21 protein-coding genes and 1 pseudogene are annotated in these 24,804 nt (G+C 74.6%); 15 read left to right on the top strand and 7 right to left on the bottom strand.

Annotation, left to right across the window (positions count from 1 at the left end):
- The first annotated feature begins 54 nt into the window (after nt 1–54).
- Nucleotides 55–492 (top strand): DUF5980 family protein, encoded by a 438-nt coding sequence (locus RM779_RS03735; RefSeq protein WP_311615742.1) that lies wholly within the window; start codon nt 55–57, stop codon nt 490–492.
- A 72-nt stretch (nt 493–564) separates the two neighbouring features.
- Here RM779_RS03735 and RM779_RS03740 read toward each other — a convergent pair whose 3' ends face one another.
- Both RM779_RS03740 and RM779_RS03745 read right to left on the bottom strand, forming a co-directional pair.
- Complete coding sequence (locus RM779_RS03740; protein ID WP_311615744.1) at nt 565–2,961, bottom strand: ABC transporter permease; 2,397 nt, start codon at nt 2,959–2,961, stop codon at nt 565–567.
- On the bottom strand, nt 2,958–3,725 hold the full coding sequence (locus tag RM779_RS03745) for an ABC transporter ATP-binding protein (protein ID WP_311615746.1): 768 nt from the start codon (nt 3,723–3,725) through the stop codon (nt 2,958–2,960). Before RM779_RS03745 ends, RM779_RS03740 begins: the two co-directional genes overlap by 4 nt.
- 112 nt (nt 3,726–3,837) lie before the next feature.
- On the opposite strand from RM779_RS03745, the gene RM779_RS03750 reads away from it, so the two are divergent.
- Nucleotides 3,838–5,007 carry a sensor histidine kinase gene (locus RM779_RS03750; protein WP_311615748.1) on the top strand — a complete coding sequence of 390 codons (1,170 nt, stop codon included), beginning with the start codon at nt 3,838–3,840 and terminating at the stop codon, nt 5,005–5,007.
- Nucleotides 4,983–5,642 carry a response regulator transcription factor gene (locus tag RM779_RS03755; RefSeq protein WP_311615750.1) on the top strand — a complete coding sequence of 220 codons (660 nt, stop codon included), beginning with the start codon at nt 4,983–4,985 and terminating at the stop codon, nt 5,640–5,642. The genes RM779_RS03750 and RM779_RS03755 overlap by 25 nt, the downstream gene beginning before the upstream one ends.
- An 87-nt stretch (nt 5,643–5,729) precedes the next feature.
- On the opposite strand, the gene RM779_RS03760 is transcribed toward RM779_RS03755, so the two are convergent.
- Together RM779_RS03760 and RM779_RS03765 are read right to left on the bottom strand one after the other, a co-directional pair.
- Nucleotides 5,730–8,321, bottom strand: a complete 2,592-nt coding sequence (locus tag RM779_RS03760; protein ID WP_311615752.1) for an ABC transporter permease — start codon at nt 8,319–8,321, stop codon at nt 5,730–5,732.
- Complete coding sequence (locus RM779_RS03765; protein WP_311615754.1) at nt 8,318–9,106, bottom strand: ABC transporter ATP-binding protein; 789 nt, start codon at nt 9,104–9,106, stop codon at nt 8,318–8,320. The genes RM779_RS03760 and RM779_RS03765 overlap by 4 nt, the downstream gene beginning before the upstream one ends.
- Before the next feature lie 360 nt (nt 9,107–9,466).
- Between RM779_RS03765 and RM779_RS03770 the strand changes: the two genes are divergently transcribed.
- The 3 genes from RM779_RS03770 (at nt 9,467) to RM779_RS03780 (ending at nt 12,485) form a co-directional block, all read left to right on the top strand.
- Nucleotides 9,467–10,759: a DUF6716 putative glycosyltransferase gene (locus RM779_RS03770; protein ID WP_311615756.1), complete on the top strand. Its 1,293-nt coding sequence runs from the start codon at nt 9,467–9,469 to the stop codon at nt 10,757–10,759.
- Nucleotides 10,760–10,821: 62 nt separating this feature from the next.
- Nucleotides 10,822–11,493, top strand: coding sequence for a SurA N-terminal domain-containing protein (locus tag RM779_RS03775; RefSeq protein ID WP_311615758.1), 672 nt, complete (start codon nt 10,822–10,824; stop codon nt 11,491–11,493).
- Complete coding sequence (locus RM779_RS03780; protein WP_311615760.1) at nt 11,490–12,485, top strand: MazG family protein; 996 nt, start codon at nt 11,490–11,492, stop codon at nt 12,483–12,485. The genes RM779_RS03775 and RM779_RS03780 overlap by 4 nt, the downstream gene beginning before the upstream one ends.
- Nucleotides 12,486–12,591: 106 nt before the next feature.
- Here RM779_RS03780 and RM779_RS03785 read toward each other — a convergent pair whose 3' ends face one another.
- Together RM779_RS03785 and RM779_RS03790 are read right to left on the bottom strand one after the other, a co-directional pair.
- On the bottom strand, nt 12,592–13,086 hold the full coding sequence (locus RM779_RS03785; RefSeq protein ID WP_311616498.1) for an SUKH-3 domain-containing protein: 495 nt from the start codon (nt 13,084–13,086) through the stop codon (nt 12,592–12,594).
- Nucleotides 13,087–13,146: 60 nt separating this feature from the next.
- Nucleotides 13,147–13,692 (bottom strand): annotated as a pseudogene (locus tag RM779_RS03790) (YwqJ-related putative deaminase); the annotation flags it as partial.
- On the opposite strand from RM779_RS03790, the gene RM779_RS03795 reads away from it, so the two are divergent.
- The 8 genes from RM779_RS03795 to RM779_RS03830 all read left to right on the top strand — a co-directional run bounded on the left by RM779_RS03795 (nt 13,656) and on the right by RM779_RS03830 (nt 22,420).
- Nucleotides 13,656–14,630, top strand: a complete 975-nt coding sequence (locus tag RM779_RS03795; protein WP_311615762.1) for an SMI1/KNR4 family protein — start codon at nt 13,656–13,658, stop codon at nt 14,628–14,630. The pseudogene RM779_RS03790 and the gene RM779_RS03795 sit on opposite strands and share 37 nt — an antisense overlap.
- Nucleotides 14,631–14,634: 4 nt before the next feature.
- Nucleotides 14,635–16,881 (top strand): SUKH-4 family immunity protein, encoded by a 2,247-nt coding sequence (locus RM779_RS03800; RefSeq protein WP_311615764.1) that lies wholly within the window; start codon nt 14,635–14,637, stop codon nt 16,879–16,881.
- A 16-nt stretch (nt 16,882–16,897) separates the two neighbouring features.
- Complete coding sequence (locus RM779_RS03805) at nt 16,898–17,812, top strand: cellulose-binding protein (RefSeq protein ID WP_311615766.1); 915 nt, start codon at nt 16,898–16,900, stop codon at nt 17,810–17,812.
- A 98-nt stretch (nt 17,813–17,910) separates the two neighbouring features.
- The gene (glmU, locus tag RM779_RS03810; RefSeq protein WP_311615767.1) at nt 17,911–19,371 is read left to right on the top strand and encodes a bifunctional UDP-N-acetylglucosamine diphosphorylase/glucosamine-1-phosphate N-acetyltransferase GlmU; all 1,461 of its coding nucleotides are present in this window, start codon (nt 17,911–17,913) and stop codon (nt 19,369–19,371) included.
- Between the two features lie 69 nt (nt 19,372–19,440).
- Entirely contained in the window at nt 19,441–20,418 is a 978-nt protein-coding gene (locus tag RM779_RS03815) for a ribose-phosphate diphosphokinase (protein ID WP_311615769.1), read from the top strand.
- 253 nt (nt 20,419–20,671) lie between these two features.
- Nucleotides 20,672–21,259 carry a 50S ribosomal protein L25/general stress protein Ctc gene (locus RM779_RS03820; protein WP_311615771.1) on the top strand — a complete coding sequence of 196 codons (588 nt, stop codon included), beginning with the start codon at nt 20,672–20,674 and terminating at the stop codon, nt 21,257–21,259.
- Nucleotides 21,260–21,294: 35 nt separating this feature from the next.
- Nucleotides 21,295–21,882 (top strand): aminoacyl-tRNA hydrolase, encoded by a 588-nt coding sequence (gene pth / locus RM779_RS03825; RefSeq protein ID WP_311615773.1) that lies wholly within the window; start codon nt 21,295–21,297, stop codon nt 21,880–21,882.
- A 43-nt stretch (nt 21,883–21,925) separates the two neighbouring features.
- On the top strand, nt 21,926–22,420 hold the full coding sequence (locus RM779_RS03830) for a hypothetical protein (protein ID WP_311615775.1): 495 nt from the start codon (nt 21,926–21,928) through the stop codon (nt 22,418–22,420).
- 10 nt (nt 22,421–22,430) lie between these two features.
- Here the strand turns inward: RM779_RS03830 and RM779_RS03835 are convergent, their stop codons facing one another.
- Nucleotides 22,431–23,729: an MFS transporter gene (locus tag RM779_RS03835; RefSeq protein WP_311615777.1), complete on the bottom strand. Its 1,299-nt coding sequence runs from the start codon at nt 23,727–23,729 to the stop codon at nt 22,431–22,433.
- A gap of 43 nt (nt 23,730–23,772) precedes the next feature.
- On the opposite strand from RM779_RS03835, the gene RM779_RS03840 reads away from it, so the two are divergent.
- Nucleotides 23,773–24,795 (top strand): GlxA family transcriptional regulator, encoded by a 1,023-nt coding sequence (locus RM779_RS03840; protein ID WP_311615779.1) that lies wholly within the window; start codon nt 23,773–23,775, stop codon nt 24,793–24,795.
- Nucleotides 24,796–24,804: the final 9 nt, after the last annotated feature.

A 24,804-nucleotide genomic window follows, 5' to 3' on the forward strand; every position in this document is an offset into this window, starting at 1 on the left:
GAGTTGGCCCGAAGCCACCTGGCGCTCCCCACGCGTTCCCCACAGGAGGAATCGATGAACGCAACCCGTCGTGCGGCCGGAATACTCTCCGGCCTGCTCGCGGCATCCATGCTGACCCTGGTCGGCGCGACACCGGCCTCGGCGGCCGCCACCTGGACCCTGGTGGACTACCCGGGCCATCCGCAGCGGATATGCGTCCACCCGGAGCGCGGGTGGCCCCGCACCTACGTCGGCCTCCCGATATCCGGATACTGGGACACCAGGATTGACGGCGAGGTCCGGAACCTGCCGCCCGGCTCCTACAGCAACGGCGGCGCGGTGCACCCAGGGGACTGGGACGAGGACCGCCAGAAGTTCATCGGACTGGTCCACGTGTCGATCGCGCCGACGCCGGTCGGCGAATACGTCGCCGAACTGTGGGCCTCCGACGGCACGGACACCCAGACCGCTCCGGTAGTGATCTCGGTCAAAGAGGACTGCCTGGGCGACTGAACAACAGCGGCGGCAGCGCGTACCCCCGTCGCCGGCCTGGCCGGCGACGGGGGTACGCGCGGGGGTACCGCGTCACCGCCCGCCGCTCCCCGCCCGGCGGCCGAGGGCGACCGCGGACCGGGCCGGGAGAACGCACGCCGCCAGCCCCAGCAGGAGGCAGGCCGCCACCGCGCCCGCCACCCACGGCCACGCCACCGCCAGTTCCACCGGAAGTCCCAGGCCGTGGCGCAGCCCGTGGACCATGCCGAGCAGCGCGGGCGCGGCGACCGCGAGACCCAAGGCCGTGCCGAAAGCGACGACACAACACGTCTCGCCGGCGACGGCGAGCAGCACCTGGCGGGCCGTCGCGCCGGACAGGCGCAGGGTACGGAGGTCCCCGGCCCGGTCGGCGGTGGCCATGAGCAGGGTGGCGGCGACGGCGATCGCCGTGTAGCCCGCGGTCATCGCGACGAGGATCAGGGTGAAGATCCAGACCAGCCGGTCCTCCTCCGCGTCGGCCGCACGCACGTAGTCCGCCACCGGGACCTCCCGAGCGCCCAGTTCGGGGGCCGGCCGGTGCGGCGCCCCGCCGGTGCGGTAGGCGACGTCGGCCAGCGCGGACGGGTCGTGCGCGCGCACCAGGTCCCGCGGGAGGAGCACCTGGTACGGCAGGGAGTCGTCCACCACGGCCGCCACCCGCAACCGTTCCGTGCGGCCGTCCTCCAAGGTCAGAACGGCAGTGCCACCCGCCGACCAGCCGTGCGCGGCGGCGACGGCGGCCGTGCTGACCACCGTTCCCGCACCGGGCGCCGGTTCGTCGTACACCGCCTCGAAGTCCGGCGACACCCCGGCCGCGGACAGCGCCGTCCGGCCCTCGCCGCCGTACACGGTCGTCGACAGCGGCGCGGTGCCCGCCACTTCGGCGACGGCGGCCTCGGAGAGCCCCGGCGTGTCCCGGGGCACGACGGCCGCCTCGGCCCGCACGGCCGCCGTCCGTTCGGCGGTGCCGGCGTTCGCGGTCGTCTGCACGGTGCTCGTGATCAGCACGGTGAACGCCACGGTGGCCAGCACCGGCGCGACGGTGGCGGAGGTGCGCCGCACGGCGGTGAGCATGCTCTCGCGGACCAGCATCGCGGTGGCGCCCCGGCCGCGCGCCATCGGCCTGGTCAGCGCCCCGGCGACGGGCCGCAGCAGCGCCGGAACGAGGAGGGTGAGGCCGACGGTCAGGCCCATCGCCGTGCCAAGACCCAGCAGCACCATGCTGTCGGCCGACGCCCAGGCCGTCCCCACCGCACAGGCCAGGCCCGCCGCCGACGCCGAAAGACCGACGAGCCACCGGCGTCGCGTCACGGCAGGGCTGTCCACCACCGCCTCGCGCATCGCCTCAAGCGGCGCCACCCGCGCCGCCCGCCGGGACGCCGACCAGGCGCCGGCGAACGCCACGACCAGGCCGAGACCGAACGCCGCGGCCGGCACCCACGGACGCGGGTGCAGTTCGAATTCCGGCGGCTGGAAGCCCACCTCGATCAGCACTCCGGCCATCGCGGGCGCCAGCCCGATGCCGAGCAGCGCACCCGCCGCCGCGCCGACCGCGCCCACCGCCAGCGCCTCGCCGTGAACCATCCGGCGCACCTGCCGCGGCGTGGCGCCGATCATCCGCAGCAGACCGAACTCCCGTCGCCGCCGCGCCACGGTGAAGGCGAAGGTCGAGGACACGATGAAGACGGCGACGAACGCGGAGAGCGCCGTCATGGCGGTGAGCACCTGGCTGCCGATCCACCGGGTCATCGCGTCCGCCTTCGGGGTCAGCGCGTCGCGTGCGGCGCCGCTGAGCACCTGGCCTTCGCCGCCGACCACGGACCGCGCGGCGGCGGCCACCTCGGCGGCGTCGGCGCCGGGCCCCGGCACCAGGCCGATGACGCGTACCCCGCCCGCGAGTTCGGCCGCTCGCGCGTCGGTCACGTAGTACCCCGGCCCGTCCAGCAGCCCGGACACCGTGAACCGTTCGGGGCCGAGGGCGGTCAGCACCGTGACCGGCTCGCCCGGCGCGAAGCCGAGCGCCCGGTCCACGACGATGTCGTCCGCGTCCGCCGGGGGCGTTCCCGCGCTGAGCCCGTACGCGGCCAGCTCCGCTCCGGCCCACCCGTGCCCCTGGCGCTCCCCCTTCCGCTGCTCGGTGCCCACCGCCTGCGCGTAGAAGGAACGGTCCGCCACCGCCGCCGCCACCCCGGGCAGTCCGGCCAGTTCCCGCCGCAGCTCCTCGGCCCGCTCCGGCGCCCACGGCGGGTCCTCCCGGAACGTCCCGCCGACCTGCTCGCCGACCGCGCTCCGCACCAGCACCGGCGCCCCCGCCAGCCGTTCCGGCACGCCCGTGCCCCCCGACAGCAGAACCAGGCCACTGACCGTCACCACCGCGACGCCCAGCGCCACGGCCACGAAGGCCCCCAGGAAGGAGACCCAGCGGTCCCGCACCGCGGCCACGCCGATCACGACGCCGCCTCAAGCGCGGCCATCCGCCGCGCGATCGCCTCGGCGCCGTCGCCGCCCGGCAGTTCGTCCACGAGCCGCCCGTCGTTGAGCAGCACCACCCGGTCCGCGTGCGCCGCGGCGGCCGGCGCGTGCGTGACCATCACCACGGTCTGGCCGTTCCGGTCCACCAGCTCCCGCAGGAGCCGCAGCACCTCGCGGGAGGCGCCGGTGTCCAGCGCCCCGGTCGGCTCGTCCGCGAACAGGACGGCGGGCCGCGAGATCAGCGCCCGGGCGATCGCCACCCGCTGCTGCTGCCCGCCGGACAGCTGGCTCGGCCGGTGGCCGGCCCGGTCCGCGAGCCCCACCCGGTGCAGGGCCGCCGACACCTCGTCCGGCGCCGGTCCGCGGCCGGCCAGCCGCAGCGGCAGCTCGACGTTCTGCGCGGCGGTCAGCGCCGAGACGAGGTTGAACGCCTGGAAGACGAAGCCCATGCGCTCGCGGCGCAGCAGGGTGAGCGCATGCTCGTCCAGTCCGTCCAGCGCCGTCCCGCCGATCAGCACCTGCCCCGCCGTCGGGCGGTCGATGCCCGCCGCGCAGTGCAGCAGCGTCGACTTGCCGGAGCCCGACGGCCCCATGACGGCGGTCATCGTTCCGGCGTCGAAGCCGGTGGTCACGCCGTCCAGGGCGGTAACGGTCTGGCCGCCCACGGCATAGCGTCTGGTCACCGCGCGCAACTCGACGGGCCTGACCGCCCCGGCCGCTTCCGCGTTCCGTGTCGTTGTCATGCGGGAAATACAACGGGCCCCGTGCCGCCCGGCACACGGGCGCCGGCGCGAGAGTCGATACTCCACCTGGCACTACCGACGCCCCGCCGCGCGGCCGGATACGGTCGGCGGCGTGATCCCGCGTACCGTCCTGGAGGCCCTCGGCCGCAGCCCGCTGGGCTACCTCCGCACCGCGTGGCCGTGGCGAGCGGTGGCCTACCTCCTGTCCGGCGGAACGTTCGCCGCCGCGGTCGGCCTCGGCGTCGGCGGGCTGGTCGCGGCGCCGTTCGGCCGCGCCACAGTGGTGCTCTGCGGGCTCCTCGTCGTCGCCTTCGCCGTGGCCCTCGCCGGCCCTCTCGAACGCCGCCGACTCGCCCTCGTCGATCGCGACCGGGTGCCGCCCACGAGCCCCTGGCGGGCGGCCGGCTACGGCGCCGTCTCGGTCCTGGCCGTCGGCTGGGCGGATCTCGCCGTGGTCCTCGTCTCCCTCGGCATCCCCGGTTTCCTCCTGCTCGCCCCGCTCCAGCCCACCGCCGGCACCTGGCACGCGGTCGCGGGCCCGGTCGCGGGCGCCCTGCTCCTTCCCGTGGCCGCCTACCCCATCGGTGCCTGGGCCGGCGCACGGGGCGCCGTCGCCCGCGCCGTCCTCGTGCCACGGGACCGCGAACTGCGCGAGGTCACGCGCTCACGGGCGCGCCTCGTGGACGCGTTCGAGACCGAACGTCGCCGCATCGAGCACGACCTCCACGACGGGGCGCAACAGCGGCTCGTCGCGCTCCACATGAAACTCGGGCTCGCCGCCCTCGACCTGCCGCCCGGCAGCGCCGCGGCCAAGGAGGTCGGGGAGGCGCACACCCTCGCCAAGGAGGCGCTGGCCGAACTGCGGGAGCTGATCCGCGGCGTTCACCCGCAGGTGCTCACCGAACGCGGGCTGCCCGCCGCCCTGCGGGACATCGCCGGCCGCTCGCCGGTTCCGGCCGACCTGGACATCGATCTGCCGGACCGCCTGCCGCCCGCGGTGGAGTCGACGGCCTACTTCGTCGCCGCCGAGGCCCTGACCAACGTCGCCAAGCACAGCGGCGCCGAGCACTGCCGTGTCACCGCCCGCCGCCGCGGCGACCTGCTCCACCTGGAGATCGAGGACAACGGCACGGGCGGTGCCGACCCGGCGCGCGGCACGGGGCTCACCGGTCTCGCCGACCGGATCGCGGCGGCGGACGGCATGATGTTCCTGTCCAGCCCGCCCGGCGGGCGCACCCTCCTGAGAGCGGAGATCCCGTGCGACGGCCCTTGCGCATCGTGATCGCCGAGGACGCGGTCCTGCTCCGCGAAGGCATCGCCCAACTCCTTCGGCGCTTCGGCCACGAGGTCCTCGCCGCGGTCGGCGACGGCCCGGCGCTGCTGGCCGCCGCCCAGCAGCACCGGCCCGACCTCGTCATCGCCGATGTCCGGATGCCGCCCGGCCAGACCGACGAGGGGCTGCGGGCGGCCCGCACGCTCCAGTCCGGACAGCCGGACCTGGCCGTCCTCGTCCTCAGCCAGTACGTCGAGCAGACCTTCGCCGAGGAGCTTCTGGAGGACCGGCGCGCCGGCGCGGGACTTGGCTATCTCCTCAAGGAACGTGTCGGCGACGTCGAGGAGTTCAGCGACGCCGTCAGCCGGGTCGCCGCGGGCGCCACCGTCGTCGACCCCGAGGTGGTGCGCCAGCTCCTGGCCCGCCGCCGGGACCCCCTGCGACGCCTCACGCCCCGCGAGCGCGAGGTGCTCGCCGCCATGGCGGAGGGCCGGTCCAACGCCGCCATCGCCCGGCGGCTGGTCGTCACGGAGGCGGCGGTCACCAAGCACATCGCGAACATCCTGCTGAAGCTCGACCTCCCCCCGGCGGCACCCGACGACCACCGCCGCGTCCTCGCGGTGCTCGCGTATCTGCGCGCGTGAGCCCGGGAGCGCGGAACGGCGCGCGCCCCCGCCGCCGGCCTGGCCGGTGGCGGGGGCGCGTCGCGTGGTGCGGGTGCCCGGGTCGGGCTACTCGGTGGCGATGGCGTTCAGGACGTTCATGCGGCCGGCGCGGAATGCCGGGACCAGCGCGGCCAGGAGGCCGACCACCGCGGAGCCGATGAAGACACCGATGATCGTGCCCCACGGGATCTCCAGGACCGGCATGCCCTCCAGGGCCAGCAGCTGCTGGCCCGCCGCGCCCCACGCCATGCCGAGGCCGAGGCCGAGCAGGGCGCCGAACAGGGCGATCACGACCGACTCCAGGCGGATCATGCGCCGCAGCTGCCGCCGCGACAGGCCGATCGCGCGCATCAGGCCGATCTCCCGGGTCCGTTCCACCACGGCGAGCGCCAGGGTGTTCACGACGCCGAGGATGGCCACGATGATCGCCAGGGCCAGCAGGCCGTAGACCATGTTGAGCAGCTGGCCCACCTGGTCCTGGATCATCTCCTTGAACTCGGCCTGGTCACTGACGTCGACCTGCGGGTAGGCCTCCATCGCCGCGTCGAGCGCGACCCGGGCCTGCTCCTCGCCGCCGTCCTCGGCGGAGGCGAACAGCATCCACGGCAGCGGCCGGGCCTCGGCCGGGATGTACGTCTCCATCGTCTCGGTGCCGATGTACCAGGAGCCGACGAACGCGCTGCCCGGGGTGACGATCGCCCGCACTTCGAGCGTCGCGGTCTCGCCGCTCGCGTCGAACGCCACGGGGAGCTGGTCGCCGACGCCGACGCCCTGCTCCTCCGCCCAGTCGCCGTCGATCGCGATGCCGTCCTGTTCGAAGGCGGCGGCGAAGTCGCCCTCGGCAATGTCCATCTGCACTTCGTCGACGTAGCTGGCCGGCGACGCGGAGAGGCCGATCTCCTCGGTCCCCCCGTCCGGAAGGGTGATCTCGGTCTCGACCGGCAGCGACGGGGTGACGCTCGCCAGGCCCTCCGTGTCCTGGACGGCTTCCACGACCGCCGGCTGGAGCTGGGTGAAGTTGCTGGTCTGGACGATGTAGTCGGCGCCGAGGGAGCTGTCGATCTCGTCGGTGGCCGAGGCCACCATCGAGGAACCGACCACGGAAAGACCGGCGACCAGCGCCAGGCCGATCATCAGCGCGGACGCGGTCGCGCCGGTGCGGCGCGGGTTGCGCAGCGCGTTCCGCTCGGCGAGGCGGCCCACGGAGCCGAAGCCGCGCAGCAGCACCGCGCTGAGCGCGCGGACGACAAGGCCGACCAGCGCGGGGCCGACCAGGACCAGGCCGAGCAGGCTCAGCAGCACGCCGATCGCCAGGAAGCCGGCGCCGTCCGACGCCTTGTCGACCGAGGTGGTCGCGGCCAGCGCGCCGAGGCCGGCCACGGTGAGGAGCCCGCCGAGGGCCGCGCGCACCCGGCCCGCCCGGATGTCGCCCGGGGTGCCCGCGTCGCGAAGCGCGGCCATGGGGCTGATCTTTCCGGCCCTGCGGGCGGGTATGTAGGCCGCGAGCAGCGTGACGATGACGCCCAGGACGATGCCGATGACGGGCACGGACCAGCTGACGGTCAGGTCCTCGGTGCTGAGGTTCATCCCCAGCGAGCCCATCAGCCCCATCAGGCCGACCGCGAGGCCGACGCCGAGGCCGAAGCCGACGACGGAGCCGAACACGCCGAGGAGCAGCGCCTCGATCAGCACGGACCGGTTGACCTGGCGGCGGCTCGACCCGATGGCCCGCATCAGGCCGATCTCACGGGTGCGCTGGGCGACCAGCATGGAGAACGTGTTGACGATGAGGAAGATGCCGACCAGCAGCGCGATGCCGGCGAAGCCGAGCAGCACGTACTCCAGGATCGACAGCACCTCGCCGAACTCGTCGCGGTTCTCCTCGATGTACTCGTCGGCGGTCTGCAGTTTGTAGGTGTCGGCACCCAGGACCTGGGCGACGGACTGCTTCAGCGCCTCGTCGGTGACGTCGCCCGTCGAGTCCACGTAGATCTCGGTGAAGTCGTCGGCACCGCCGAGCAGCATCTCCTGCGCGGTGGGCAGGTCGGTGTAGACGATGGCCGCGCCGGGGTTGGTGACCATGAACTCGGCGATGCCGGTGATGCTGGCCGTGTAGTCGCCGAAGACGGTCACCAGGCGGATCTCGTCGCCGATCGCCAGATCGTTCTTGTCGGCGGTGTCGGCGTCGATCATGACCTCGCCGAGGCCGACGGGCTCCTGGCCCTCTGCCAGCTCCATCGTCCGGAGCTCGATCTCGGACCAGTTGGCGACCATGGTCGGCGCGCCCTCGGTCGGGTTGAGATTCTCGTTGTCGGCGTCGATCGCGGTGACATTGCTCGACAGGACGACGCCGGTGGCCTGCTCCACCCCGTCGACCGCGGCGACCTCGTCGACGACGGAGCCGGGCACGGAATCCGGAACACCGTTGGCCGGCCCTGTCCCCTCGAAGGAGGAGCCGCTGTCCTCGTCCTCGGCCGGGGCGATCATGACGTTGGACGCGCTTTCGGCGAACAGCTTGTCGAACGTGGTGTTCATCGTGGCGGTGAACACCAGCGTGCCGCACACGAACGCGACGGAGAGCACCACGGCCATCGCCGAGAGCACCATGCGCCACTTGTGCGCGAAGAAGCTGCGCAGGGAGGTCTTCAGTACGGTCACGACGTGCGCCCCTGGCCATCGAAGCCCCGCATGCGGTCCAGCACGCGGTCGGCGGTCGGGTTGCGCATCTCGTCGACGACGCGGCCGTCGGCGAGGAAGATGATCCGGTCGGCGTAGGCGGCGGCGACGGGGTCGTGGGTGACCATGACGATGGTCTGGCCCAGCTCGTCGACGGAGCGGCGCAGGAAGCCGAGGACTTCCGAGCCGGCGCGGGAGTCGAGGTTACCGGTGGGCTCGTCGCCGAAGATGATGTCGGGGCGGGCGGCGAGGGCGCGGGCGACGGCGACGCGCTGCTGCTGTCCGCCGGACAGCTCGTTCGGCCGGTGCTTGAGGCGCTCGCCGAGGCCGACGGTGGCCACGACGCGCTCCAGCCACTCCTTGTCGGGCTTGCGGCCGGCGATGTCCATGGGGAGCGTGATGTTCTCCAGGGCGCTGAGCGTGGGCAGCAGGTTGAACGCCTGGAAGATGAAGCCGATGTGGTCGCGGCGCAGCTGCGTCAGCTTCTTGTCCTTCAGCCCGGTGACCTCGGTGGGGCCCACCCAGATGCGGCCCGAGGAGACGGTGTCGAGCCCCGCCAGGCAGTGCATCAGCGTCGACTTCCCCGAGCCCGAGGGCCCCATGATCGCCGTGAACGCGCCCCGTTCGATGTCCACACTCACGTTGTCGAGGGCCAGGACCTGTGTCTCGCCCGCCCCGTACGCCTTCACGACGCTCTCGGCCCGCGCGGCAACCGCTGAGTGGCCTCCGCTGCCCCCGGTCGTCGGAACCTCTACAGCCGTTGTCACGTTGATCTCCTTCTGGAGCGTGTCGGAAATTCTGTGGGGATGTGCACGGAAAGCTGTGCACGGAAAAGTCTTGGTGCCAGCAGCCTAGGGACCCCGGGGGGGCCGACTCGTCGCCCCAGGGAAGGAGGCGCGAGTAGGCGCAAAGTCGGACGCCGCCCTTAGGGGACGCACCAAGAGGATGAGGCATGCCCTTGTTGACGCCGGTATCCGGGGTGCGCCCCGGCACCGCCCGAAGGCCGTCCGGCACGACAAACCGCAGGCAGGCGGTACTCTGGCCTCTCCGCGCGGGGCCGCCCCGTTCCCCCGATCAACCCCCAAGCGCAATCCGGGACATGCGGTCCCGTCGAGAGGATGCAGGCGATGGGAAGCGCCGTTCCCCGGGCCCTCGTGCTCGCGGATTCCGACAGCCGGTGGAAGTGGGCCGCCCTCGTCGCCAGGCAGCTCGCGCCCAAGCACGCCCTCGACGCGCGTTTCCTGCACACCTCGACCACGCCGACCGAGCGGCAGATCTCGGAAGTTGGGGTCGTCCCCGACACCAGCAAGGTCGTCACGTACGCGGAGCTGCTCGACGATCCGGCCGTCGCCGAGGCCGACTTGGTGGTCCTCGGGACCATCGGCGGCACCGTGCTCGCCCTTGTCCACAGCCTGGGGATGGCGTGGGACGGCGCGTCCCGCCGCCCCGTCGTCGTCTCCGGCTACGTCGGCGTCGTCTACGAGAACGTGGTGGACGGCCTGCTGCTGCGCGTCGGTTCCGACATCGTGCTGGCCAACAGCCCATACGACGCCAAGCGGTTCCGCGAGGTGTACCGCGGCGTCGGCGCCGACCCGTACAGCGTCGTCGAGGCCGGTCTGCCGTTCCTCGGCGGCGCGCGCCACGACCCGTCCGCCGCCGGCCGCGACCGGCCGTTCACCGTCTGCTTCGCGGTGCAGCCGACCGTGCCCGCCGGCCGCGCCGCCCGCTTCGGCCTGCTCGACAAGCTCCAGCGGCACGCCAGGCGCCACCCCGACCGCGAGGTGCTGCTGAAGCTGCGCGCCCGGGAGGGCGAGACCGCGACCCGCCTGGAACGGCACCCGTACCAGGTGCTGTTCGACGAACTGCCGGACCCGCCGCCCAACCTGAAGGCCGTCCACGGCGACATGGGCGAAGTCCTCGACCGCACCGACCTGCTGGTCACCATCAGCTCGACCGCCGCCATGGAGGCGATCCACCGCGGCATACCCACCGCGATCCTCACCGACTACGGCGTGCGCGAGGCGCACGGCAACCACTTCTTCGTCTCCTCCGGCGCCCTCGCCTCCTTCGCGCAGCTCGACGAGGGCCTGATCCCGCGCGCCGACCACAACTGGGCGGCCGAGCACGGCATCGGCCGCCGCGACCCGTTCGCCGCCGCGAAGACCAGATTCGACCAGCTGCGCGACCGCGTCACGCCGCTGCCGCGCATGCGCCCCTACTACACGCCGCAGAACGCCTCGGACTACCTGGAGGCGCTGCTCGGCCGCCACGGCCTCGGCCTGAGCGGGCGCCCGCTGCCGGCCGGCTCGCCCGCCAACCCCACCGCGGTGCGCAAGCTGATCCAGCGCGGCGCCGGCGGCCTCTACCGGGTGGGGCGCAAGCGCGTGGCCCCCGTCATCCGCCGCCTGGCCCAGGGCTGACAGGGCCGCGTGCGGCTGCATAAGATCGACCGACCTACCGGAACGCCCACGGGAGTGGCCCAGTGAAGCGCCGCCGCACGTCCGCACTGTCCGTCTCCGCCGCCCTCGCCGTGACCGCGGCCGCGCTGCTCACCGGCTGCTCCACCGACGCGCACCCTGGCGCGGCGGCCGTCGTCGGCGGCGAGAAGATCACCGTTTCCACCGTCCAGTCCCAGGTCGAGACCGTCCGCGACGCGCAGCGCGCGCAGCCGGAGGGCGACCAGCTGGTCTCGGCCACGCCGGGGCTCACCCGCGACACCGTCGAGTTCCTCGTCTACGCCCAGGTGCTCGAACACGCGGCGCGCGACGCCGGGGTCGAGGTGACGCGGCGCGACGTGCAGGCCGCGCGCGCCCAGACCGAGCAGAGCATCGGCGGCGCCGACGCGCTCGAACAGGCCGCGCTGATGCCGCAGGGCGGCACGCCGATGGCCGGGGACGAGCAGATCGACCGGATGCTGCGCATCCAGCTGCTGTTCCAGGGCCTGGCGCAGGCGCTCGGCGCCGCGCCGGACGCCTCGGGCGTGCAGCAGGTGGCCGCGACGCTGGCCGAGACCGCCGACGAGGTCGGCGTCGAGATCAACCCGCGGTACGGCACGTGGGACGCGGAGGCCGTCGTGCTGGCCGACGCGCCCGCGCCGTGGCTGAACGCGGGCGGCGAGGAGGCGCAGACGCAGCCGGTTACGCTCGACGGGTGACCGACGGCCGCATCGTTCTGCTGACCACCACCGACCGCGTGGCCCCCGGGCTGCTGTCCTTCGCCGCCTGGGACGCGCTGCGCGGCGCGGACCGCGTGCTGTGCCGCGACGCGGCGCACCCGCAGCTGCCGTATCTCGCCGACGCGGGCGTCTCCGTCGAGACCGGGGCGCCCGAGCTGACCGACGCGCCGGCGCTCGTGGCCGCGTGCGCGGGCGGGCGCACGGTCGTGGTGGTCGCCGCGTCGGACGGCGAGCCGCTGCTGACCGGCGGGCTCGCCGCGCTGGCCGGTTCCGGCCGGGCCGCCGCGCTGCCCGAGCTGGAGCTGCTGCCCGGCTCCTACGACCTGCCAGGCGCGCGGCTGATCGACCTGGTGCAGGTGATGGACCGCATCCGCGCCACCTGCCCGTGGGCCTCCACTCGCACCTCGCGGGACCTGGCGCGCTACGGCCTGGAGGAGATGTACGAGCTGGTCGAGGCCATCGAGGCGGGCGACCGCACGGAGCTGCGGGAGGAGCTGGGCGACGTCCTGCTCCAGGTCGTCTTCCACGCCGCGATCGCGCGGGACGACCCGGAAGCCCCGGACGAGGCGTTCGACATCGACGACGTGGCCGCCGCCATCGTGGCCAAGCTGATCCGCCGCCACCCGCACGTCTTCGGCGGGGAACGGGCCGAGACCGCGGACGACGTGAAGGCGCTGTGGCTGCGCGAGAAGGCGGCGGAGAAGCGGCGTGAGTCGGTGACGGACGGCGTTCCGCTGGGCCAGCCAGGCCTTGCCCTGGCCGCGAAGCTGGCCGCCCGCGCCCGCACCGCGGGCCTGGACGCGGCGCTGCCGGGCCCCGCGGACGGATTCGGCCACCGGCTGCTCGCGCTGGCCGCCGAGGCGGAGGCGGCGGGCGTCGACCCGGAGACCGCCCTGCGCGGCGCGGCCCGCGCCTACCGCGACGCCATCCGCGCCGCGGAGACCCGCACGGCGCCGGGCCGCACGGCCTGACGCGGCACGGCCTGCCGCCGCACGGCCTGCCGCCGCACGGCCTGCCGCCGCACGGCCTGCCGCCCGGGGCGCGTCCGCGCGGCGGACGCGCCCCGGGCAGCAGCGGTCAGATGCCCTCGGGCGGCAGCAGGCGGTGCGGGGCCGCGCCGGTCAGGAGGGTGGCCAGGCCGCTGAACACGTCCTGCCCGAGGTACCAGTCGCCGGTGTGGTCCACGCAGTACAACCGCCCCTCGCGGTCCACCGCGAGCAGCGCCGTGCCGCCGCCCTCCTCGCCCAGCGGGCAGAGCCGGGTGTCGAGCGCGCGGCCGAGGTCCCCGAGCGTTCGCGCCCAGTGCAGTCCTGCCAGCGGGTCGATGACCACCGGGGTGGCGGCGAACTCCCGCCCCGGGCCCACCGGGTGCAGGCGCAGCGCGCCCAGTTCGGCCCACGTCTCGAACGCCGCCGGAAACAGGCTGTGCGGATGGCCCTGCGGGGAACGGTGACCGCTGAGCGCGTCCGCCCAGCTCTCCGCCTGCGCGGTGTGCCGGCGGCCCGGCTCCCAGCCCGCCGCGGCCAGGGCCTGGTCGACGGTGCCGGCCGACCAGGGGCCGCCGGTGGCCAGGGTGTCCGCGCCCGCGGGCGCGCCGGGCACCGCACTGATGCTGCGCACGCCGAGCCGCGCCAGCAGCACGGTGCACGAGCGGCAGTGCGGCGCGTACGCGCCGTGCTGCGGGTCGCCGTCCTCGCGGATGTGCCGCGTGGTGATGCCCGCGTCGTGCAGCGCGGCACGGGCCTGGGGAAGCGTGTGTGCGTCCGCCTCCAGCAGGCAGCGCGAGAGCAGCGCGGGCTCGGGGCAGCGGCCCAGATGGCGTTCGCGCTGCGCGGCGCCGAGATCGCCGAGGATCTCGGCGACCAGCGGGTGCAGGTCGGGGACGGCGGGGGCGCGGCTGGCCGTGCCGGTCAGGGCCTGGGATCTGACCGGCAGGGACAGGGCGGCGGCGGTGGTCGGCAGGATGCCGTCGCGGCGGTGCAGAAGCACGGGGGGCGCCCCGGCGGGGCCCCGCTGCTGGCCGGGATCGCCCGGCGGCTGGCCGTGGGTATCCGATATCACGTGGACGATCGTGCCACCGTCATCCTCAGCCCATAGGCTGTGCGGCAACAGCGTGACGTAACAGCAGGGGGCGTACCGCCATGACGACAGGTCGGCTCGGGCAGCAGGCCGCGCCACCGAACAGGGCCTATGCCGGACAGGTCGTGCAATTCCCCGACCCGGTCCGGGCCGCCCGCTTTCCGCAGGGAATCCGGGTCGACGCGGACGGCTTCCCCGACTTCTCGCCCTACGCGAGAGCGGCGGCCGAGATCGCCGAGCCCCCCGAGGGCTTCGGCGTCGACGAGCTGCGGCTGACGGACTACGTGTCGGCGAACGCCGCGCTGCACGCGTCAGGACACGAGTTGTGGGCGGACCTGCCGCACGTGGCGACGCCGCACGGCTGGACGTGGCACCACGTGGCCAGATCCAGGCGCCTTGAGCTGGTGCCGGTCGAGGTGAAGGCGCTGTTGCGGCACCACGGCGGTCTCGCCACCACGCAGGTCGACCAGACCAAGCGCGGCACCCGGCCGCTGGCCGAGACCAAGCCGGTGCACTTCGCGGTGCCGCACACGGTCGCGGTGCCGGAGGACCGGGTCCTCGCGGCCGAGGAGCGCCTCGGCTGCCGGCTGCCCGAGGCGTACCGCTCGTTCCTCAAGGCGGGCGGCGGCTGCGCCCCGGTGGGCGTGGCGCTCGACGCGGACCTGGGGCTGCTGGTCGACCAGCCGTTCTTCACCCTGCGCGAGGAGGCCGCGGTCAATGACCTCGTCTACATCAACAAGTGCCTGCGCGACCACCTGACGAAGGACTATCTGGCCGTCGCCTTCGTGCAGGGCGGCATCCTGGCGGTGCGGGTGAAGGGCGAGGGGGCCGGCTCGGTGTGGCTGTGCGCCTACGACGACTTCAGGGACCGGGACGGGCTGACCGTCGCCCAGCGGGTCGCGGAGCTGCTGATGCCGTGCGGCGCGGACTTCGACGACTTCCTGCTGCGGCTCGCCGGCAGCCCGCCCGAGCTGACGACCGTGGCCGATCTGATGGTGGACGGCGGGTTCGCGAACGCCGTCCCGGTGGAGGGATGAGCCCGTGGTCACGTTCGCACAGGCACAGGAGCGCGCCGAGCGCTGGGTGAACGGTTCGGCGTCCGCGGAGCCGCGCCACGAGGTGCGCATCCGCGAGTTCGACCTCGGATTCGTCGCCTGGGCCGAGGACCCGGGCGGCGGCACGGCCGGCGGCGGGAAGCTGGTGATCGCCAGGGACAGCGGCGACACCACGCTGTGGCCCGCGCTCGCGGTCGGCGAGGTCATCCGCCGCTACGAGGAGGAGTACGGCTCGGCCGCCGCGGCCGAGCCGCCGCCCGCGCCCGCGCAGTCCGTCGACCTGAACGCCACGTCGTTCCTGCTGACGCCGCCGCAGTGGCTCCAGGAGGCCGCCGACCGGGCGGGCGTGCCCGGCGGCGCCCCGCCGCCCGCGGCGCCCGAGCCCGCGGCTCCCCCGGCCCCCGAGCCCGCCGCGCCTTCGGCTCCCGAGCCCGCGGCCGCCGCGCAGGCGCCGCCCGATGCCTCGCCGTGGGCCGGCAAGGACACCACGCCGCCCGCCAGCAGCCCGTGGGCGGGCAAGGACGTGCGGCCCGAGCCGAGCAGTTCGCCGTGGGCGGGCACCGACACCTCGGGCAGCGACACGGACGCCGAGTCCGTCGCGCCGCCCGCCACCGTCTTCTCGGCGCCCGTGGTGCTCGACGAGGACGAGAGCACGCCGCCGCCGGCCGCGCCCTCGTCGGAGGCGCGGACGGCCGTGATGCCGCAGGGCAGCGCGCTGCCGAGGACCCGCGTGCACGAGCCGACCCCGCCCGCGGCCGGGCCGCCCACGCCGCCGCCGTCACCCCCGCCGCCCTCGGCCCCGCCCGGCACCCCGCCCGGCACCCCGCTGGGCCCGCCGCCCACGCCGGGACCGCCGCCGTTCCCCGGACCGCACGGCGCCGCGGACCTCGCGACCGCCGACACCGACAGGTCGCTGCCCGGCCCGCCGCCGGGCCCCGGCGGCGGGCGCGGCGCGGGCGTGCCGCCGCCGCCCGGCGCCCCTGGCGCCCCCGGCGGGGGCCGCCCGGCGGGCGGCCCGCCGCCGGACGCGGCGGCGACGGACGGCGCGGGCCCCGCGTACGTGCCGACGCAGACCGTCGACCCCGAGGTGGTGGCCGCCCTGCGGAACCCGGGGCAGCAGCCCCCGCCGCCGCCCCCCGCCCCCGGGCCGCCCGCGGCGAGCGCGCCGCCGCCCGGCGGCATGCCGCCCCCGCCGGGGCCCGCGGCGGGGCCCCCGCCGCCGCCCGGCGCCGGGTACGGCTACCCGCAGCCCGGGCAGCCCGCGGTCGGCTCCGGCTACATGGCGGTACTGCGCTACCGCGCCCCCGACGGCTCCGAGCAGCAGCTGATCCGCCGCTCCGCGCCCGGCATGCCGCATCCGGAGTGGCAGATCCTGCACGAGCTGCACAGCATGAACGTGCCGCCGCAGCAGGTCATCGAGCTGCACACCGAGCTGCAGTCCTGCGAGCTGCCCGGCGGCTACTGCGCGCGCATGATCCGCGAGACGTGGCCGCAGGTACGGATCACCCACACCGCCGCGTACGGGCGCGACCTGGCGTCCCGGCAGACGGGGGTGCGGCATCTGGTGGAGCACCAGGACGAGTTGCAGCAGTTCGCCGACGGGCCGCCGCGTTCCGCGCCGGTGCGTGCGCCGCTGCCGCAGCAGCAGCCGGCGCCCGCCGTGGGGCTCGACGTGATCGGCCAGGAGCTGGCGCAGGCGTTCGGCCCGCAGGGCGTCTTCCGGTACACGCCGCAGACGGTGTCGCGGCAGGGCGTTCCCGAGATCGTGGCGCAGACGCTGGTGTGGTCGGGACTGCCGCTGGAGATCGGGCCGTTCTTCTGGGCGCAGGCGCAGGCCGGCCGGCCGGTGCCGACGCTGGGCGAGCTGGCGATGGAACGCGGCATCCAGCCGGCGCCGGACGCGGGCTCCTACCTGGTGATGGGCACCGACTTCGGGCGGCAGTTGTGCGTGCAGTACGGAACGGCCGCGATCGTCGCGGTGCCGCTGGAGGCGGGCCCCGGCGGCCAGGTGGTGCCGCCGCAGTTCGTCAACGCCTCGCTGCCGCAGTTCGCCCGCTGCATGGCGCTGCTGGGGCGGATGTGGCGGCTGCGCCTGGGGCTGAACTCGGAGCAGGCCGGGCGCTGGACGACGGACTTCCAGATGCAGCTGGCCTCGCTCGACCCGATGGCGGTGGCCGATCCGGAGAGCTGGTGGTCCGTCCTTCTGGAACAGATGTGGGACGGTCTGCTTTAGCGGGGACCCTTCCCCCATGACGGATTTCGGCATGGCGCGTGGCCGTGGATACCGGCCGGCGCAAGTGGACCGGGTGCTTGCGCAACTGACGGCGGACCGGGATCTGGCGTGGCGCCGGGTGGCCGAGCTGAGCGCGCGGGTCGAGGAGTTGACCGGCGAGGCCGCGCGGCTGGCGGCCGTGGTGGCGGCGCTGCCGCCGCCCGCGTTCGACACGCTGGGCAAGCGGGCCGCCGAGCTGCTCGCCGAGGTCGAGGCGGAGGCCGCGGAGTTGAGCCGCGCCGCGGACGCGGAGGCGTCGCGGCTGTTCGACGCGGCCGTGGCGACGGCCGCCGCCCTGCGCGACGCGGCGCGGGCCGACGCGGCGCGCCGCCGCGGCGAGGCGGACGCGGCGGCGGACGGCGTGGTGGCCGCGGCGCAGGCGGCGGCGTCACGGCTGGTCGGCGACGCGCGCGCGCAGGCGGACGCGCTGCGGGCGGAGGCCGAGGGCGTGCTCGCCGGGGTGCGGGAGCGCTGCACGCGGCTCGCGGAGCAGCAGCGGCGGGAACAGGCCGCGGCGCAGCGGGCGTTGGACGAACGGCTGGCGGCCGGTGAGCGCGTGGTCGAGGCGCGGGTCTCGGAGCTGACGGCGCGCGCGGAGCGCACGCTCGCCGAGGCGCGCCGCGGTCTTGAGGAGGCGGAGGCGGAGGCCCGCGCGCGGGAGGACGCGGCGGAGGCACGGCGCGCGGAGCTGCTGGCGGACGCCCGCGTGCGCAGGCAGCGCGTGGAGCGGGAGAGCGAACGGCTGGCGGAGGAGCTGGCCGAGGAGTCCGAGCGGGTGCGGGCGCACCTGGACCACATCCGCACCACGCTGGCGGCGCTGACCGGCAGGACCCCGCGCCGCCGCGCGCCGCGGGACCCGGAGTACCCGGAGGCCCCGGAGGACGGGACCTAGCAGGGCCGGCGGGCGGTGCGGTCCAGGTCAGGCGGGTGGGCCCGGGGGCGTCGGTATCCTCGGGAGTCCCGATCCCTGGACCGAAGGACGCGATCTTCGTGAGCTTCATCCGCCCGGCAGCCGTCATCGTTCTCGCAGCGGGTGAGGGGACCCGCATGAAGTCCGCGACGCCCAAGGTGCTGCACGACATCTGTGGCCGTTCGCTGCTGGGGCACGTGGTGGCCGCCTGCCGCGAACTGACGCCCGAGGAGCTGGTCGTGGTGGTGGGCCACGGCCGGGAGCAGGTGACCGCGCACCTGGCCCGGGCGGACCCCGGCGCGCGCGCCGCGGTGCAGCACGAGCAGCGCGGCACGGCGCACGCCGTGCGCGCCGGGCTCGAAGCGCTGAACGGCGCGGACGGCGTCGCCGGGACGGTTCTCGTGACGTGCGGGGACATCCCGATGCAGACCCCGGAGACGCTGCGGGCGCTGGCCGAGGCGCATCAGGCGCAGGGCAACGCGGTCACCGTGCTGACGATGGAGCTGCCCGACGCGGCCGGGTACGGCCGGGTGCTGCGCGGTCCGGACGGTTCGGTCACGGAGATCGTGGAGCACCGGGACGCCTCGGGCGCGCAGCTCGCGGTACGGGAGGTCAACTCGGGGGTCTTCGCGTTCGACGGGCGCCTGCTGGCCGAGGCGCTGGGCCGGGTGGGCACGGACAACAGCCAGGGCGAGGAGTATCTGCCGGACGTGCTGCGGATTCTGCGCGACGAGGGCCACCGGGTGGGCGCCGAACGGGCCGCGGACCACCGGGAGCTGGTGGGCATCAACAACCGGGTGCAGCTGGCGCAGGCCAGGCGGATGCTGAACGACCGGCTGCTTGAGCGGGCCATGCTGGCGGGGGCGACGATCGTCGATCCGGCGACGACGTGGATCGACGCGCAGGTCACGTTCGAGCCGGACGCGCTGGTGCACCCGGGCACGCAGCTGCTCGGCGCCACGCACCTGGCCGCGGGCGCGGAAGTGGGCCCCGGCTGCCGCCTCACGGACACGGTGGTGGGCGCGGGCGCGGTGGTGAGCAACACGGTGGCGGAGAGCGCCGAGATCGGGGCGGCGGCGCACGTCGGCCCCTTCGCCTATCTGCGGCCGGGTACGGTCCTCGGCCCGGCGGCGAAGGCGGGGACTTTCGTGGAGATGAAGAACTCCTCGATCGGCGAGGGCACGAAGGTGCCGCATCTCTCATACGTCGGCGACGCGACGATCGGCGATCACACGAACATCGGTGCGGCAAGCGTGTTCGTCAACTACGACGGCGAGGCGAAGCATCACACGACGATCGGTTCCTACTGCAAGACCGGCTCGGACAATATGTTCGTGGCACCGGTCACGGTTGGGGACGGTTCGTACACCGCGGCGGGCTCCGTGATCACCAAGGACGTGCCGCCGGGGTCACTCGCGGTAGCCAGGGGACAGCAGCGGAACATCGAGGGCTGGGTCGCGCGCAAGCGCCCGGGCACCGCGGCCGCACAGGCGGCCGATGCGGCTCTAGCTGCGACGGAGCACAAGGAGGAGCCGGAGTGAGAGGGGCGTACCGTAGAGGTGCCCCGGTGGGGTGAACGAGCGCGACCGCGGATGCCAAGGAGACGTACTGTGACCGGGATCAAGACGACCGGCGAGAAGAAACTCATGCTCTTTTCCGGCCGCGCCCACCCGGAGCTGGCGCAGGAAGTCGCCGGCGAATTGGGGGTGGGACTGGTCCCCACCAAGGCCCAGGACTTTGCGAACGGCGAGATTTACGTACGCTTTCAGGAGTCGGTGCGCGGTGCCGACTGTTTTCTGATGCAGAGTCACACGGCGCCGATCAATAAGTGGATCATGGAGCAGCTGATCATGATTGATGCGCTGAAGCGGGCGTCCGCGCGCAGCATCTCCGTGATCATTCCCTTCTACGGCTATGCGCGGCAGGACAAGAAACACCGCGGCCGTGAGCCGATTTCCGCGCGGCTGATGGCGGACATGCTGAAGACGGCGGGCGCCGACCGCATCATCACCATGGACCTGCACGCCGACCAGGTGCAGGGCTACTTCGACGGCCCGGTGGACCACCTGTTCGCGCTGCCCCTCCTCACCGAGTACATCGCGGGCCGGGTCGACCGGCAGAAGCTCACGGTGGTCTCGCCCGACGCCGGGCGGGTCCGGGTCGCGGACCGGTGGGCCGACCGGCTCGCGGCGCCGCTGGCGATCGTGCACAAGCGGCGCGACCCGGACGTCGCCAACCAGGTCACGGTGCACGAGGTCGTCGGCGACGTGCGCGGCCGGGTGTGCGTGCTGGTGGACGACATGATCGACACCGGCGGCACCATCTGCGCGGCGGCGGACGCGCTGTTCGCCAACGGCGCGGAGGACGTGATCGTCGCGGCCACGCACGGCGTGCTCTCCGGCCCGGCCGCCGACCGCCTGAAAAACTCGAAGGTGAGCGAGTTCATCTTCACCAATTCCCTGCCCACGCCCCGGCAGGTGGCGCTCGACAAGATCACCGTGCTGTCCATGGCCCCGACGATCGCCAGGGCGGTCCGCGAGGTCTTCGAGGACGGCTCGGTCACCAGCCTCTTCGAGGGCGACGCGTAGGGCCCGCGGCGGGCGGGCCCGCCGGCGCCCGCCGGCGCCCGCCCGCGCCGGCCGGGCCGGCCGGGCCGCCGCCGTTTTCCGTGGCGGCCCGGCCGGCGGGTACACTCGCCGGGTTGCTCGGCGAGGGAGGGCCCCGGTGGCTCATCCGTTATCGACGCGCTCCTTGTGGCAGGTCCTGTCCGGGCCGGGTGACGCTCAGAGCCGTTCCCGGCTTTCCGATCCGGCCCAGTTCCATCCGAGGAGTGCAGCAGCCATGGCTGATGTGAAGATCACCGCCGAGCCCCGCTCGGAGTTCGGCAAGGGCGCGTCGCGCCGTATCCGCGCCGTCGGCAAGGTGCCGGCCGTCGTCTACGGGCACGGCGCCGAGCCCGTGCACGTGACGCTGCCGGGCCACGAGCTGATGATGGCCCTCAAGACGTCGAACGTGCTGATCACCCTGGACGTCGAGGGCCGCCAGGAGCTGGTGATCCCCAAGGCCGTCCAGCGCGAGGCGATCCGCGGCTTCCTCGTCCACGTCGACCTGCTGACCGTCAAGCGCGGCGAGAAGGTCACCGTCGAGGTCCCGGTGCAGACCGAGGGCGAGCTGGCCCCGGGCGGCGGCCTGATCGAGCACGTGCTGAACGCGCTGCCGGTCGAGGCCGAGGCCACCCACATCCCCGAGTCCCTCACCGTGTCCATCCAGGGCCTGGAGACGGGCGCCTCCGTGCTCGCCAAGGACGTTCCGCTGCCGGCCGGCACCACGCTGGCCATCGACGGCGAGGACGTCGTGCTCCAGGTGCTGCAGCCGCAGGCCGAGGAGCCGGCGCCGGAAGGCGCGGCGGAGGGCGAGACGGGCGCCTGAGCCCGGTCCGGCGCAAGGCGGCGTGAGGGAAGGCTGTGATCGTGGACGAACCCTGGCTCATCGTGGGACTCGGCAACCCCGGGCCGCAGTACGCGGGCAACCGGCACAATGTCGGCTTCATGACCGCCGACCTGCTCGCCGACCGCATCGGCGGCACGTTCAAGTCCCACAAGGCGCGCGCGATGGTGCTCGAAGGGCGCCTGGGCGCGCCGGGCGCGGGCGGGCCGCGGGTCGTGGTGGCCAAGCCCCTCTCGTTCATGAACCTTTCCGGCGGCCCCGTCTCGGCGCTGTGCGCCTTCTACCGGGTGCCGCCCGACCGCCTCGTCGTGATCCACGACGAGCTGGACATCGGCTACGGCGTGCTGCGGCTGAAGCGGGGCGGCGGGGACAACGGGCACAACGGCCTGAAGTCCGTGACCGCCTCGCTCGGCCGCGACTACTTCCGCATCCGCTTCGGCGTCGGCCGGCCGCCGGGGCGCATGGACGTGGCGGCGTACGTGCTGCGGGACTTCGGCACGGCCGAGCGCAAGGAGCTGGACTACTTCGTGGACCGCGCGGCGGACGCGACCGAGGCGCTGGTCACCCAGGGGCTCGAACGGGCGCAGAGCACCTACAACAGCTGACGGGGCTTGACCGCGCGTACGCCCGTGGCCAAAGATCTGCGGCATGTCGTCCGCCGTTGCCAAGCGCAGCCGCGTCCGCCGGGCCGGGGAGCGCGCGTTCGGGGCGCTGCTGCTGGCACGGCTGGCCGTCATGTGGCTGCTGGCCCTGCTGCTCGTGGTCGCCGGCGCCTGGGCGTCCTTCGACACCGCGCGCCACTCCGTGGTCACCGACGGGCGGGAGCGCGGCACGATGCTCCTGGCGGACTGTGACCGCCAGGCGTGCCGCGGGCCGTTCGACGGGACCGGCGAGACAGTCGTGCTGGAGCAGACCGTGGCCCGGCAGGAGGGCGAGCACCTGGCGGTGGCGCTGATCCCGGGCGGCGACGAAGTGGTGCGCACCGGCTGGGCCGGTGCGCTGTACGGCAGCCTGCCGCTGTTCGGCGCGCTGCTGCTGGCCTCCCTCGTCATCGGCGGCGGCCTGCGCATGTACCGCACGGCCGTGTCGGCCGCCGCGACCGCACTCGCGCTGATCGCGGCGACGTTCGCCCTGTGGATCTGACCCAGCACACCTACGCGGCGGGGCGCGGGGGGCGGTGGACCGCCATGACCAGGATGGCCGCCGCCGCGCAGAGGCCGCCCGCCGTCGTCCAGGCCAGGTCGTAGGAGCCGGTGGCGTCGCGGACCAGGCCGGCGCCGAACGCAACGAGCGCGGCCCCGAGTTGGTGGGAGGCGAGCACCCAGCCGAAGACGACGCCGCCGTCCGCGCCGAAGTGCTCGCGGCACAGGGCGATGGTCGGCGGCACCGTGGCCACCCAGTCGAGGCCGTAGAAGACGACGAACAGCAGCATCGGCGGGTGCACGTTTCCGGCCATCAGCATCGGCAGGAACAGCAGCGAGAGGCCGCGCAGCCCGTAGTAGACGGCCAGCAGCCGCCGCGCGTCGTACCGGTCGGTCAGCCAGCCGGAGCAGACCGTGCCGACCAGGTCGAAGATCCCGATGAGCGCGAGCAGCGAGGCGGCCACCGGAACGGGCATCCCGTGGTCGTGGGCGCCGGGCACGAAGTGCGTGCCGATCAGCCCGTTGGTGGAGGCGCCGCAGATCGCGAACGAGGCCGCGAGCAGCCAGAACACGCGGGTGCGCGCGGCGCGGGCGAGCGCGCGCAGCGTCCGCCTGGCCGCGCCGGGCGGCGCGGGCGGCGGGGCGGTCCAGTCCGCGCCCGCGCCGTAGGGCCGCAGGCCGACGTCTTCGGGCCGATCGCGCAGCAGCCACACCACCAGCGGCACGACGGCCACCGCGCACGCGGCGATGGTGAGGGAGGCGAACCGCCAGCCGGGGCCTTCGGCGAGGAGGCCGACCAGCGGCAGGAAGACCAGGTTCCCCGCGGCGCCCCCGGCCGTCAGGATGCCCGTGACCAGGCCGCGCCGCGCGACGAACCAGCGCCCGGCGACGGTGCCCGCGAACGCCAGCGCCATGGAGCCGGCGCCGAGCCCGACGAGGACGCCCCAGCACAGCACGAGTTGCCACTGGCTGGTCATGAAGACGGTCAGCCCGCTGCCCGCCGCTATCAGCAGCAACGCGCCCGCGACGACACGGCGGATGCCGTACCGCTCCATCAGCGCGGTGGCGAAGGGCGCGGTGAAGCCGTACAGCAGCAGGTTGACGGAGACGGCGAACGAGATGCTGCCGCGCGACCAGCCGAACTCCTCGTGCAGCGGGTCGATGAGCACGCCGGTCGCGGCGCGGAAGCCGGCCGCGCCGATCAGCACGAGGAACGCGACGGCGGCCACCCACCAGGCCGGGTGCACGCGGGGCGGGGCCGTGCGATGACGTCGCGCGGCGGCGGCAGTGGGTTCTGCGGTCCTGGTCACCCGCCGATCGTGCGGCACGGGCCCGGCCGGAACGAGTGGCCCGATGGCCATCATGTGCAAGGATCGGGCCATGGGCGTTTTCGGGCCGACGGGCCGTCACCGGGTCGCCGTGCTGGTGCGGCACGGGCTGCTGCCGATCGAGCTGGGCATCCCGCACCGCATCATGGGCATGGCGAAGTCGGCCTCGGGCGCCCGGCTGTACGACGTGGTGACCTGCGCGGCCGCCCCGGGCCCCGTGCGCACGGACGCGGACTTCACCGTCGAGGTGCGGCACGGCCCCGAGGCGCTCGCGGAGGCCGACACCGTGATCGTGCCGGCCGCGCACGAGCGGGACGAGACGTACGGCACGGACCGGCTGCCGGCGCCGCTGGCCGCCGCCCTCGGCCGGATACGGCCGGGCGCGCGTATCGCCTCGATCTGCACCGGCGCGTTCGTGCTGGCCGCCGCCGGGCTGCTGGACGGCCGCCGCGCCACGACGCACTGGGCGGCGTGCGACCGGTTCCGCGCGCTGTTCCCGCGGGTGCGGCTGGACCCGGACATCCTCTACGCGGAGGACGGCCACGTCCTGACGTCGGCGGGCGTCGCCTCGGGGATCGACCTGTGCCTGCACATGGTGCGCACGGACTTCGGCGCGGCCGTGGCCAATGCGGTGGCCCGCCGTACCGTGGTCCCGCCGCACCGCGACGGCGGGCAGGCACAGTTCGTCGAACGTCCCGTGCCCGCCCCCCGGGTGCACTCCACCGGCCGGGCCCGCGCCTATGCGCTCGCGCACCTGGACCGGCCGCTGCCGCTGGCCGAGCTGGCCGCCCAGGAGGCGATGAGCGTGCGGACGTTCACCCGCAGGTTCCGCGAGGAGACCGGGGTGTCGCCGCAGCGCTGGCTGACCGGGCAGCGCATCGAACGGGCCAGGCAGCTGCTGGAGGACAGCGACCTGCCGGTGGACCGCATCGCGCACGCCTCTGGCTTCGGCACCGCGGCGTCGCTGCGCCAGCACCTCCAGGCCGTCCTCGGCGTCTCGCCCACCGCCTACCGCCGCACGTTCCGCACGTTCCGCGCGGGCGGCTGACGGCGGGCG

The organism is Streptomyces johnsoniae (assembly GCF_031845565.1).
GTDB lineage: Bacteria > Actinomycetota > Actinomycetes > Streptomycetales > Streptomycetaceae > Streptomyces > Streptomyces johnsoniae.